This window comes from Rhodococcus sp. NPDC057297, from assembly GCF_042667435.1.
In the GTDB taxonomy this organism is placed as follows: Bacteria; Actinomycetota; Actinomycetes; order Mycobacteriales; family Mycobacteriaceae; genus Rhodococcoides.
The window spans coordinates 151930-164492 of record NZ_JBHUZE010000011.1 but is presented as its reverse complement, the minus strand read 5'-3'; the positions used below and the strand labels follow the sequence as shown (position 1 = coordinate 164492).

Below are 12563 nucleotides of genomic sequence, written 5' to 3'. Positions count from 1 at the left end.
TCGCGGTAGCACTCCGCTTTCGGACCAATCGATCATGTGGCAGCGAAGCGAGCGATACGGCGTTGGGCATCGTCGGACGTGCTGACCTCGGCGATCGTGTCGGCCTCCTGATCCAGATGCTCCTGATACGACGATGCCATCGCCCTGCGCATCAGCCGCCGTGTTTCCCCGAGTGCTGGATGGGCACCGGCAACGAGGGTCGCGGCCAGTTCTTCCGCGCGGGTGGTGATGTCGGAATCGTCCACGAGGTCGGTGATCAGGCCCGTGTCGAGCGCTTCCTGGGCGGAGACGACGCGGGATGTCAGCAACATCCGAGCAGCGTTGCGTGCGCCCACGACCGCCGGAAGCAGCGCGGACACCCCGCAATCCGGAGACAGACCCACGCCCGCGTACGCCGCAGCGAACGTGCTCGACGGTCCAGCGACGACGAAATCGGAAGCGAGAACGAGGCCGAGCCCTGCACCCGCGGCCGAGCCCTGTACGGCAGCAACGACCACGACCGGCACTGTGTGAAGCTTCGCCAGTGCCCGGTGAACCACACCGGCCAGACCGCGTAGAAATGCGGCAGTGTCCTCCGCCGCCGCCATCTGGCGCACATCGCCACCCGCACAGAAGTTCTTGCCGTCTCCGCTCAGCAGGACCACGCGGACCGACGGGTTCGCGGCGACATTCTCGACCGCTCGTTCGAACGCCTCGGCCAGATCCGTGTCAATGGAGTTGGACGCGGCGCCGCGCGAGAGATGGATGCGAGCAAGCGCGCCGTCTGTCGAGAACGTCACCGGCCCTTCGACGACTGCGTCGGTCATCGTGGTGCCATACGGATGGCGCCGTCCAAGCGGATGACCTCACCGTTCAGCATCGGGTTCTCGACGATGTGGCGTACGAGCGCGCCGAACTCCTCCGGGTCACCCAACCGAGACGGATGCGGCACCTGCGCACCGAGGGATGCCCGCGCGTCCTCCGGCAGCGTCTTCAGGAGCGGTGTATCGAAGATTCCGGGTGCGATGGTCGCGACACGGATCTGGTGACGCGCGAGCTCACGGGCGATGGGGAGAGCCATCGACACGATGCCGCCTTTGGACGCCGCGTAGGCAGGCTGACCGATCTGGCCGTCGAAGGCCGCCACGGACGCCGTGTTCACGATGACACCGCGCTCGCCGTCGACACTGTCCGTGGTCGCAATCCTCTCTGCAGCAAGGCGAATGACGTTGAACGTGCCGAGGAGGTTGATACGAACGATACGTTCGAAGTCCTCGAGCGGAAGCGGGCCGTTCTTTCCGAGGACTTTGCCGGGAGGGCCGACGCCTGCGCAGTTCACCACGACACGGAGCGGTCCCTGCTCCGACAGTACGTCGAGTGCTTGCGACACGTCCTCGGTCGAGGTCACGTCTCCGGGAAGGAACGTGACGGATCCCGCCTGCGCTTGCGCGACGGCCTCGCCGGGGGATCCGGGCAGGTCGAGGATGCCTACATGGGCTCCCGCAGCTACGAGCGCCTCGGTGGTGGCCAGTCCGAGACCGGACGCACCTCCCGTGACGAGAGCGATGATGTTGTCGGTCTTCAACGAAGAGCTCCTGTTCCATGTCCACGACGAATGCCGTCCGTCATGAGTCCGATTCGATCGTGTGCGACGCGCGATGCTGCCCCGTCGGAACGGGGCGATGTTCAGCGTGGGTCGACGAAGATGTCGTAGTCGAGTGGTTCGACTCCCCCGTACTGCTGCAGGTCGGTGACTCCGGCCTCGGCCAGTACGTCGACATCGATGGTCGTTCGTCCCGTTCGGCGGCTCGGGCGGTGAGCGAGCAGCAGCGCCGCTGCGTCCGCCATGATCTGCGGATCGCGCGCGTGAGACGTTCCTTCTTCTCCGCCCAGCAGGTTCTCGACGGCAGCGGTCGCGATCGTGGTCTCGGGCCACAGGCAGTTGCTCGCGACACCGAACTCGGCGAACTCGGCTGCGAAACCGAGTGCCAGCAAAGTCATTCCGTACTTCCCGAGCATGTACCCGGGATGTTTGCCCAACCATTCGTTCGACATGTTCATCGGTGGAGACAGAGTCAGAACCTGCGCGGAGTCGGACTTCTTCAGGTGCGGAAGGCACGCCTGGGTCAGCGCGAACGTCCCGCGCACGTTGACCTGCTGAATGAGGTCGAACCGTTTGAGCGGCAGGTCCTCGGTCTTGGCGAGGTTCAGCACGCTCGCATTGTTGATGCAGAAGTCGATTCCGCCGAACGTGTCCACCGCAGTCTCGGCAGCTCGCTGGACGTCGGCGTCGATGCGTACGTCTCCGACGACTCCTACGGCATTACCTCCCGCGGCCTCGATCTGTTCGACGGCAGAGTGAATGGTCCCGGGAAGCCTCGGGTCCGGGTTGTCGGTCTTGGCCAGCAGGACCAGGTTGGCCCCACCCTTCGCCAGCTGAGTGGCGATGGCCAAGCCGATTCCGCGGCTGCCACCGGACATCACCGCGGTGAGTCCGTCGAAGCGTAGGTCGATCATGATGGTTCCTCCGTCAGATTCGTTCGATGATCGTCGCGTTGGCCATACCGCCGCCTTCGCACATGGTCTGCAGGCCGTACCGACCGGCCGTGTGCTCCAGGTAGGTCAGCATCGAGGCCAGGAGTCGACCGCCGGAGGCTCCGAGGGGATGCCCGAGCGCGATCGCGCCGCCTGCGGGGTTCAGGCGCTCGGGGTCGCTGTCGAAGTGGCTCTGCCACAGCAACGGAACCGGCGCGAACGCTTCGTTGACCTCGTACGCGTCGATCTGGTCGAGCGTCAGACCCGACTTGGCGAGAATCTTCTCGGTTGCCGGAATCGGACCGGTCAGCATCAGGAGCGGATCACTACCGGCAACGCTGAAGCTGTGGAACCGAGCGCGGGGGGGTCAATCCGAGCGCCGACGCCTTCTCCTCGCTCATGATGAGAGCCGCCGACGCGCCGTCGGTCAGTGGCGAGGAGTTTCCGGCTGTGATCGACCAGTCGATCTCCGGGAATCGGGCGGACATCTCGTCGGTGCGAAACGCCGAGGGGAGTGATGCCAACGACTCTGCAGTGGTGGACGACCGAACGGTCTCGTCGACGCTCACCAGCACGTCGTTTCCTGATGCGTCCGTCGTCCTGACGGGCACGATCTGATCTGTCTGCAGACGTTCGGCTGCCCCGGCCGCCAGCCGGTGCGAACGGGCAGCATATGCGTCCAGTTCCTCGCGATCGAACTTCCACCGCGCTGCGATCAGTTCGGCTCCGATGCCCTGTGACACGAGCCCGTCGGGAAATCGCGCCTTCAGCGGGCCCACGGTGGGATCGGCTCCGCCGACGTTCGAGAACATCGGGGCTCGGCTCATCGACTCGACGCCGCAGGCGATCACGATGTCGTATGCACCCGCCGCAACTCCCTGAGCGGCGAATGCTGCGGCCTGCTGGCTGGATCCGCACTGGCGGTCGATGGTCGTGGCCGGTACGGATTCGGGGAATCCGGCAGCCAGAACCGCGGTACGGGCGATGTTCACGGCTTGCTCACCGGACTGAGTGACGCACCCCGCGATGACGTCGTCGACGAGGGCCGGATCGAGATCGTGCTTGCGAACCAGCTCTGCCAACAAGTCGGCGAGAAGGGTGGCTGGGTGGACCGATGACAGCGAGCCGCCGGGCTTGCCCTTGCCCGACGGTGTGCGGATGATGTCGACTATCACAGCTGTTCTCATGTGAATGAATTCCTCGCTCGGGTGAAGGAGATATCAGAAACCGAGAAGCTCGGACACGTAGCGCCGAGCTCTGGATGCATCGAAAGACCGTGCGATTTGCATCTTTTCGGCCTCGGCCGAACCTTCTGCGTGAGTAGCGAGTACCGCCTGGTACCCACCCCAGCTTCCAGTGCACAGATCCCCGATCAGATTGATCAGCCGAAGTCGTTGTTCGGCCGGAACTGCTGCCGCGAAGTACTTCTCGAGGACCTTGCGGGTGTCGGGGTCCGCCCAGTCACCCGCGCCGGGACCTGTGGCCACCAATCCGCCTGCGAGATCGAGAACAGCTGCGGTCGCCGCATGGAATCCGTGTGCGAAGTGGTACTTGGCCATGTTCACCGAGAGTGGGTCGGGCAGCTGAACGCCGTTGTCGCCCTGCGTGGATCGGATCGCGGCGAGCTGGCCGAAGCCTCGAACGGTCTCGGTGTACGAGATCAGCTCCGTCAACTTGCTTTTCACGTGACCGGCTTTGGAGATGCCGTTGGCCTCCGCGATCATCGTCGCCGATCCGACGAGCAGGTCGAGCAGAGGCAACTTGTAGTGGATAGCCGTGTATCGGTGGTAGTCGACGAAGGCGATCGCGAGCGGACCTGCCAGTTCGGGTTGCCGAGCGAGAAACACGCGATTCTTCGGGACCCGAACGTCGTCGAAGACGGTCAGGCTCTCCAAAAGCTTGTGCTTCGACGAGAGGGGGTGGGTGAATTCGTCCCTGTCGCCGTGCAGATAGGGCGAGACGTACAGGGTGAGCCCGGGTGTATCCACAGGCACGGCGAAGCTGAGTGCATAATCCGCGTCCGCGGGACCCATGGCGCGTGTGGGCAGGACCAGGATTTCGTCGGCATTCGCGGAGAAGGAGGTGTGCACTTTCGCGCCGCGAACTGTGATCGTGTCGGCGTCCTCGTCGACGATGCGGAGGTACAGGTCGGGATCGGCCTGTTGATGTGGAGCGAGCATACGGTCGCCCTTGACGTCGGTCTGCGCGACCGCGATGGCGACGTCGTTCGCGCAGCAGTGCTCGTAGAACGACTTTGCGTTCTCCAGCCCCTCACCGGACAGAGCCCGCAGGAGACCGAACAACGCGTCGCTACCGACCTCTTTCAAGACGATCGTGCCGGTCCCGAGTGTGCACACACTTTCGATCAGTCTCCCGCGGCGCTCGATGTCCTCGGCGGTGCGTGGCACGCGATAGAAGGCGGTGTACGGTCCCTGCCCGTCGTCGGCGATGGCGAGATCGGGTTCCAGTTCCGCGATGTCGTACGCAAGCCCCGAGTGAGAGATCGCCGTGTCGAACTCCGGGAACGTCGTGACGTCGTCGATCTTCCGGCCCTGGTACACGACGTTGCGGCCGTCGCGCAGGCCCTCGCGATACTGACTTGCTGTGCGAATGCCCATCCATGCAGCCTCTCGGGTCGTGACACGTGAACGGCACACGACTACCTGAATTCGAGGACCGTTCAATCGTTCGATTTTGTTCAGCTTGGCAGAGCCTTGCTCGAGTGTCAACGAATTGGGTGCGCCGGGTGAACGAATAGCCCTCCCACACTTGAACATCAAGCAGTCGTCGGTTCGATCGGCGACGGCGTTTCCCGGTTCGCCGGCTCACTTCGTTGGTAGGGTTTGAACGATCGAACGGTAACCGTTCAGCGAAAGGAAAGCCATGTATCCCGGGGCCCACGTAGCGACCCAGCCGAACAAACCTGCTGTCGTCATGGCCGAATCCGGCGACACAGTGACCTTTGCCGAACTGGAATCCCAGTCCGTCCGCATTGCTCGGTATCTGCACGACGCCGGACTTCGCGAAGGCGACCACATCGCGCTCGTCAGCGACAACACGGCCAGGGTGTTCGAGGTGTACTGGGCTGCACTCCGGTCGGGCCTGTACATCACTGCGGTCAACCGCCATCTCACCCCCGCCGAGATGGCGTACATAATCGATGACTGCGGAGCACGCGCCGTCATCACGTCCGCTGCACTCGGAGACACCGCGACAACGGTGTCCGACTTGGTCGAGGGCGTGGACATCCGCCTGACCTTCGGGGGTACGGTTCCGGGCTTCGACGACCTCGACGACGCAATCGTCGGCCTGTCGGACGAGCCTCCCGCCGATCAACCCCGCGGCGCGGACATGCTCTATTCCTCGGGAACCACCGGTAAGCCCAAAGGTATCGAGCCGTCACTTCCGAATCGGCAGATCGAAGAACCCGGTGACACGATGGCCACGTTGGCGTCGACGATCTGGAGTGTGGATTCGGACACTGTCTATCTCTCGCCTGCACCGCTTTACCACGCCGCTCCTCTTCGTACTGCCGCTGCGGTGCAGGCTCTCGGCGGAACCGTCGTCGTGATGGGGAAATTCGATGCCGAGCGCGCGCTGTCCTACGTCGAGAAGTTCGCAGTGACTCACAGCCAGTGGGTGCCCACCATGTTCGTACGCATGCTGAAACTTCCCGACGAGGTAAGGGCGAAGTACGACTTGTCGACACTGCAGGTGGCCATCCATGCGGCGGCGCCGTGCCCGGTCGAGGTCAAACGAGCCATGATCGAGTGGTGGGGGCCGATTCTCGTCGAGTACTACTCCTCCACCGAACTGGCCGGATTGACGAGCATCACGTCCGCCGAGTGGCTGAGGAAGCCCGGTTCGGTCGGTCAGGACGGGTTTCTGGGCAACGTGCGCATCTGTGGCCCCGACGGCCAGGTCCTGCCTCCCGGTGAGATCGGCGACGTCTACTTCGAGCGAGACGTCATGCCGTTCGCGTACCACAACGACCCGGCCAAGACGAAGAGCGCACAGCACCCGCAGCACGAGAACTGGTCCACTACCGGGGACGTCGGCTACCTGGACGCGGATCGCTACCTGTTTCTCACCGACCGAGCAACGTTCATGATCATCTCCGGTGGAGTGAACATCTACCCACAGGAAATCGAAAACGTTCTCGCGTCGCATCCGAGCATCCTCGACGTTGCTGTGATCGGAGTGCCCGATCCGGAGATGGGCGAGCAGGTGCTCGCCGTCGTCCAATTGCTACCGGGCGTCGAATCCTCCGACGAACTGGCCGAGTCGATCCTGATCGTGGCGCGAGATTCATTGGCACGGTACAAGGTGCCACGCCACGTTGTGTTCACCTCGAAACTTCCGCGTACACCGACGGGCAAGCTCGTGAAGGGAGAACTGAGGGGCAAGTACGACAACGTCGTACTCGGTTGATCCGAATGCTTCCACCCGGCGAGCCCCCACCCGCGCACGCTGATCTGATTGCGTCGTTGCCCGGACCCGCTCTTGCTCACGAAGTAAATGTATGCCCATAATGTGAGTGACAGTGTGGCACGTCACAGCCGAGATCTCTCATGACGCCACTCACAACTCGTGGGAAGACCAACCGATGTCCGACATGTGGATCGTGCTCAACACCGCCATAGCAGTACTGGCGGTCGTTGTCTTCATCGTTCGCTTTCGTTTCAACCCCGTCGTTTCGCTGGTTCTCGGCGCCGCCTATCTCGGCCTCGCGACCAAGCTGGGCGTGGACAAGACGGTCGACACCATCGCCGGCGGGTTCGGCGAGATCATGGCCGAAGTCGGCCTCCTCATCGCTTTCGGAGTCCTCATGGGCTCCGTGCTTCAGGAGATGAACGCAATTCAACGGCTGGTGGGCACGCTGCTGCGTACCTTCGGCCCGAAGCGAATGCCGTACGCCTTGTCGCTCACGATCGCGACCGTACTTCAATCCATTTTCCTCGATGTACTACTCGTCATCTCTGCACCGCTCGCCCGCAACCTCGGGCCGAAGATCGGCAAGTACGGCACCGCCCGGATGGCCACGGCGCTGGCCATCGCACTCGAGTGCGGCATCGTGTTCATGGTTCCTGGCGTCGCCGCCCTCGCCCTCGCCGGCCTGCTGGGTGTGCCTCTCGGCAAGATGATGATCTACGGACTCATCCTCATCGTCCCCGTCGTCGTACTCTCGGTTGCCATCATGTCGTTCGTCTTCCGCCACGGCTGGTGGAACGAGGAGAAGGACGAGGAGCAGGTCGCGGTCATCGACGAGACGGTCGGACCGGTGGACGGTGCCGACTCGGACGACGAGCTGGGTGGAACGCCTGCCACGGAAGGTACCGGTACGTCGAGCGAAAGCACTTCCGCCGGCGGCGGTTCGGCTGCTGTCGGTGTCGCGGAGAAGGTGCGCCAGGAGAAGCAGACTCGCCTTGTCGTGCTGCTCTCGCCGCTGCTTCTTGCGCTCGTCCTGATCGCCACCGGTGCGGTCTTCGAGGTCGCCGAGCTCTCGCAGCCCATTGTCGAGTTCGTGGCCAGCCCGGTCATCGCTCTCCTCTTCGGCCTGGTCGGAACGTGCCTCATCGGCCGCTACCACGTAGGCCAGCAGCGCGTCGAGAGGGCACTTGCCCGAGGATTCGCCGAAAGCGGACAGATCCTCATCCTCACCGGTGTCGGTGGATCGTTGGCAGCAGTCATCAACGAAGCAGGACTGGGCGAGATCCTGGGTCGGTACTTCACCGCGAGCACCGCAGCGCCACTCCTGATGGTGTGGGTCATCGCCGCTGCACTGCACATCGCAGTCGGCTCCGTGACGATCTCCGCCATCACCTCGGCCGGAATCCTCGCCCCTGTCGCTCCGCTGATCGGACTCGACCCCGTCTTCATCGCCCTTGCGGCAGGCGCCGGTTCGTTGTTCGCGGTTCACGTCACGAGCAACACCTTCTGGCTTCTGCAGTCGCTGATGGGACAGACAACCCGCGGAACACTCAAGACGTGCTCCGTCGGCGTGTCCGTCGCCTCCGTGATCGCCCTCCTGCTGATCATGCCGATGAGCCTCGTACTGTGAGCGCCCACACGACCCCCACAGACCGTGCACCCGACGAGAATGCAGGGCAGAGTACCGAAAGGAACACCATGACCGACCGAGATCTACCACTGAGCGGGGTACGGGTGCTCGAACTCGGCAACTACATCGCCGCACCGACCGCAGCCCGTATGCTGGCCGATTTCGGCGCCGAGGTGATCAAGGTCGAGCGACCGGACACCGGCGACGAGCTCCGCAACTGGCGCCTGTACTCGGGCACCACCTCGATGCTCTACCGCACCATCAATCGCAACAAGAAATCCATCGTTCTCGATCTTCGCACCGACCAAGGTCGACAGGACGTCATCGATCTCGCCGCGAAGTGCGACATCGTGCTGGAGAACTTCCGTCCGGGGACACTGGAGAAATGGGGGATCTCGCCGGAGGTTCTCAGTCGGAAGAACCCCGACCTCATCGTCACCCGAATCTCCGCGTTCGGACAGACAGGCCCCATGTCCGAGCGCCCCGGATTCGCCGCAGTCGCCGAAGCGTACGGAGGTTTCCGCAACCTCGTCGGCGATCCGGACCGGCCACCGGTGCGCGTCGGAGTCTCGATCGGAGACTCGATCGCAGGCCTGTACGCGGCGTTCGGCTGCGTCATGGCCCTGTTCCAACGTCAGACTGCGAAATCCGCCCTGTCCCTGACACAGCGGTCCATCGACGTGGCACTGAACGAATCCATTCTGTCGATGATGGAATCGCTGATTCCGGACTATCTTGCCTACGGAGTCGAACGCGAACGCGTCGGAGGCCGCATGGAGGGTATTGCCCCGTCGAACGCGTACCCGTGCAACGACGGTCACTCCATCATCATCGCGGGCAACGGTGACGCCATCTTCCAGCGCTACATGGAGACGATCGATCGGCCCGACCTGGGCGCAGATCCCGATCTCCAGACCAACGCCGGTAGATGGAAGCGTCGCGACGAGCTGGACGCCGCGATCAGCGCCTGGACCGGGCTCCACTCACGCGACGACGCGCTGATGCTCCTCGACGCAGCCGGCGTTCCGTCCGGCCCGATCTACACCGCCGCCGATGTCGTGGCCGACGCGCAATACAACGCGCGCAACATGATTCAGAACTTTCGGGTCGACACCGGTGAGAGCGAGCCGACAAACGTGGGTTTCGTGGGCATCGTCCCTGTCATCGGCGGCACCTCGCTGCCGATTCGATCCGTCGGCCCCGAACTCGGTGAACACACTGCAGAAGTACTCAAAGACCTCCTGGGTAGAGAAAACGAAGAGATCGGCGCCTGATGTACCAGTTCACTCCAACAGCGCAACTACGAGACGTCACGTTGCGCGACGGGCTCCAGCTGACAGGCAAACTGTTGTCCGTCGCACGGAAGCTCGACATCACCCGCCAGCTCATTGCTCTGGGCGTGCCGGAGATCGAATTGGGCTCTCTCGCCAGGCCGGACAAGGTTCCCCCCATGGCGGGAACGCTCGAACTCATCGGCGAACTCACGCCCGAAGAACTGGAGCGATGCTGGGTGTGGGTCGCCACGCCACGGCACGTCGAGAAGGCGGCGGCGGCCGGCGCGCGCAACTTCCAGTACTGCCTGTCGGCGTCCGATGCGCACAACCAGGCCAACATCGGCCGTTCGACAGAGACGTCCATCGCCGCGATGCCCGATGCCACCGCGATCGCCGAGTCGGTCGGCGGCAAGATCGAGCTGTGTATCGCAACGTCGTTCACGTGCCCGTTCGACGGCCACGTTCCGGAGGATCGTGTTCTGTCCATCGCCAACGACGACAGAACGGCCGGTTCGGTCGACATCGTCATCTGCGACACTCTCGGACAGGCTGTCCCCGCCCAGGTGACGTCGCTCGTCGAGCGGGTCGCTGCCGAGTCCCCGCAGCGCCGCATCGTCTATCACGGTCATGACACATGGGGTCTCGGAGTGGCGAACACACTCGCCGCGATCACTGCAGGGGCCACTCTGGTCGACGGGTCCCTCGGTGGTCTGGGAGGGTGCCCGTTCGCACCCGGCGCGAGCGGAAACACCTCGACGGAGGACATCCTCTTCGCGACTCGCCCGGACTGGTTCGACCCCGATAAACTGGCCACCATGGTCGAGCTATCGGAGAATCTGCTTGCCGAGCTCGGTGAACCTATGCGGTCCAAGACGGTGCAGGGTGCACGCTCGAGCCGCAGCGACCGTTCGGAAGGCACCGGATCCGTCAACCCGTTCGAGTGGGTCGTATGAGCAAGATTCTCGTCACGACGCCTATCCCCACTCCCGGGATGGACATTCTCGCTGCGGCCGGTGAGGTCGAGGTGCTCGCACTCGATCACGCGGGGCTCGTCGAGAGATGCGCGTCGGGTGAGTACTCGGTAGTCGTATCCCAACTTCGCGACAGATTCGACGCCGAGTTGCTGGAATCGGCCAAGCTCACCGGAATATCGAATTACGCAGTCGGATTCGACAACATCGACGTGGCAGCGGCAACGGCACGCGGCATCACCGTCGGAAACACTCCTGGTGTGCTGACCGACTCCACCGCAGACATCGCGTTGCTTCTGATGCTGTCGACGGCACGCCGCGCAGTGGAGGCGGACAGCCTCGTGCGATCCGGAGGCTTCACCGGCTGGGCCCCTGAGTTCATGCTCGGCACGGACGTGTCCGGGCGGGTTCTCGGCCTCGCCGGTTTCGGCCGGATTGCGCGCGCGACGGCACGGCGCGCACTCGGTTTCGGTATGCAGGTCAAGTTCTGCCCACGTCCGCCGTCGGATCGAGACGTCAGCGACGCCGAACTCGGTGAATTCGCGGGCCGCGTCGAGCATGTCACGTGGGACGAGCTGGTGACGACGAGTGATTTTCTGTCCCTTCACGTTCCGCTGACCGACGCGACGCATCACCTCGTGGACGCCGACGTGATGAAGGCGATGAAGGACTCGGCGATTCTGGTCAATACAGCTCGTGGTCCCGTTGTGGACGAGACCGCGCTCGTGGAGGCGCTCGGTAACCGAACGATCGCCGCTGCAGGACTGGACGTGTTCGAACGCGAGCCGGCTCTGGCGCCGGGTCTCGCGGAGCTCCCGAACGCCGTACTACTCCCCCATGTAGGTAGCGCGACGGTATCGGTGCGGTCGGAGATGGCCAGGTTGTGCGCCGAGAACGCCGCCGCGATGGTCAGCGGCGTCCTTCCTCCGCATCCGGTCAACCCTGATGCGTGGCCTCACGCCGGGTAGCGACCACCGAGAGTTCGGGTGATCTGCTCGGCGTGCGAGACCAGCAGATCCACCCACTCCTCGCATTTCGACAGGGGCATCCGGAGAGTGGGTCCGCTGATCAACACGGCCCCGATGATGTCGGCCGCGGAATTGAACACCGGCGCCGACAATCCGGATGCTCCTGTGTCTCGCTCGCCAGTCGTGATCGCGTAACCGTCGGATCTGGTCTTCCGCAGCAATTCCCGAAGAACGTCGGGTTCGGTCACCGTCAGATCCGTCACCGGTTGAAGATCCTGTGCCAGGATCTCTTCCGCCAAGTCGTCGTCGTACGCGAGAAGCACGCGTCCCGCCGAGCCCGCGTTCAGCGGAGCGATCTTGCCTACGTACATGTCTCGCCGGAGCGGATGTCGCGTTTCCGCCAACGCCACACAGACCCGATAGTGCTGTTCGGCCCGAAAGAAGCACGTGGTCTCCGTTGTCTCGTCACGTAGGTTCTTGAGAATCGGGGTGACGATGGACAGAACATCGAGATCTTTGGCTGCAGTGGCGGCCCAATAGGACATCCTCACGCCGATCCGAATTCGGTCGCCGCTTCGATCGAGAAACCCTTGTTGCACCAGGTTGGTGACAAGACGCTGAACGGTCGACGTCGGAAGACCGGTGGCCTGCTGAATTTCACCGAGCGTCAGCGACGGACGATCGAAGGAGAAAGCGTCGAGGATTTCGGTGATCTTGCCCAGAACGAGCAAGGGTTGCTGCTTGGATCCCGAGGAGTTGTCCGTGCTCACAATTC

Annotated in this window: 10 protein-coding genes and 1 pseudogene; 5 read left to right on the top strand and 6 right to left on the bottom strand. The window is 63.5% G+C overall.

The features are described 5' to 3' along the window. Nucleotides 1-32: 32 nt before the first annotated feature. The 5 genes and pseudogenes from ACFULT_RS25195 to ACFULT_RS25175 form a co-directional block, all read right to left on the bottom strand. Entirely contained in the window at nucleotides 33-806 is a 774-nt protein-coding gene (locus tag ACFULT_RS25195) for an enoyl-CoA hydratase/isomerase family protein (protein WP_378482844.1), read from the bottom strand. Further along, nucleotides 803-1564 (bottom strand): 3-hydroxyacyl-CoA dehydrogenase, encoded by a 762-nt coding sequence (locus ACFULT_RS25190; protein WP_378482843.1) that lies wholly within the window; start codon nucleotides 1562-1564, stop codon nucleotides 803-805. Before ACFULT_RS25190 ends, ACFULT_RS25195 begins: the two co-directional genes overlap by 4 nt. 101 nt (nucleotides 1565-1665) lie before the next feature. After that, nucleotides 1666-2496, bottom strand: coding sequence for an SDR family oxidoreductase (locus ACFULT_RS25185; protein ID WP_378482842.1), 831 nt, complete (start codon nucleotides 2494-2496; stop codon nucleotides 1666-1668). Between the two features lie 13 nt (nucleotides 2497-2509). Beyond that, nucleotides 2510-3701, bottom strand: a pseudogene (locus ACFULT_RS25180) (thiolase family protein). 33 nt (nucleotides 3702-3734) lie between these two features. After that, entirely contained in the window at nucleotides 3735-5132 is a 1398-nt protein-coding gene (locus ACFULT_RS25175; RefSeq protein ID WP_094720359.1) for a 4-hydroxyphenylacetate 3-hydroxylase N-terminal domain-containing protein, read from the bottom strand. 265 nt (nucleotides 5133-5397) lie between these two features. Here ACFULT_RS25175 and ACFULT_RS25170 point away from each other — a divergent pair, with 265 nt between their 5' ends. The 5 genes from ACFULT_RS25170 (at nucleotide 5398) to ACFULT_RS25150 (ending at nucleotide 11788) form a co-directional block, all read left to right on the top strand. Next, a complete protein-coding gene (locus ACFULT_RS25170) occupies nucleotides 5398-6945 on the top strand; it encodes an acyl-CoA synthetase (RefSeq protein ID WP_378482841.1) in 1548 nt (515 codons plus the stop codon). Nucleotides 6946-7120: 175 nt separating this feature from the next. Continuing rightward, nucleotides 7121-8575, top strand: coding sequence for a GntP family permease (locus tag ACFULT_RS25165; RefSeq protein WP_378482861.1), 1455 nt, complete (start codon nucleotides 7121-7123; stop codon nucleotides 8573-8575). A gap of 68 nt (nucleotides 8576-8643) precedes the next feature. Further along, the gene (locus ACFULT_RS25160; protein WP_094720357.1) at nucleotides 8644-9849 is read left to right on the top strand and encodes a CaiB/BaiF CoA-transferase family protein; all 1206 of its coding nucleotides are present in this window, start codon (nucleotides 8644-8646) and stop codon (nucleotides 9847-9849) included. Next, nucleotides 9846-10802 (top strand): hydroxymethylglutaryl-CoA lyase, encoded by a 957-nt coding sequence (locus tag ACFULT_RS25155; RefSeq protein ID WP_378482860.1) that lies wholly within the window; start codon nucleotides 9846-9848, stop codon nucleotides 10800-10802. The genes ACFULT_RS25160 and ACFULT_RS25155 overlap by 4 nt, the downstream gene beginning before the upstream one ends. Continuing rightward, nucleotides 10799-11788 carry a D-glycerate dehydrogenase gene (locus tag ACFULT_RS25150; RefSeq protein WP_094720338.1) on the top strand — a complete coding sequence of 330 codons (990 nt, stop codon included), beginning with the start codon at nucleotides 10799-10801 and terminating at the stop codon, nucleotides 11786-11788. Before ACFULT_RS25155 ends, ACFULT_RS25150 begins: the two co-directional genes overlap by 4 nt. Here the strand turns inward: ACFULT_RS25150 and ACFULT_RS25145 are convergent. Next, on the bottom strand, nucleotides 11776-12558 hold the full coding sequence (locus tag ACFULT_RS25145; RefSeq protein ID WP_094720337.1) for an IclR family transcriptional regulator: 783 nt from the start codon (nucleotides 12556-12558) through the stop codon (nucleotides 11776-11778). The genes ACFULT_RS25150 and ACFULT_RS25145 overlap by 13 nt on opposite strands. Nucleotides 12559-12563 lie beyond the last annotated feature (5 nt).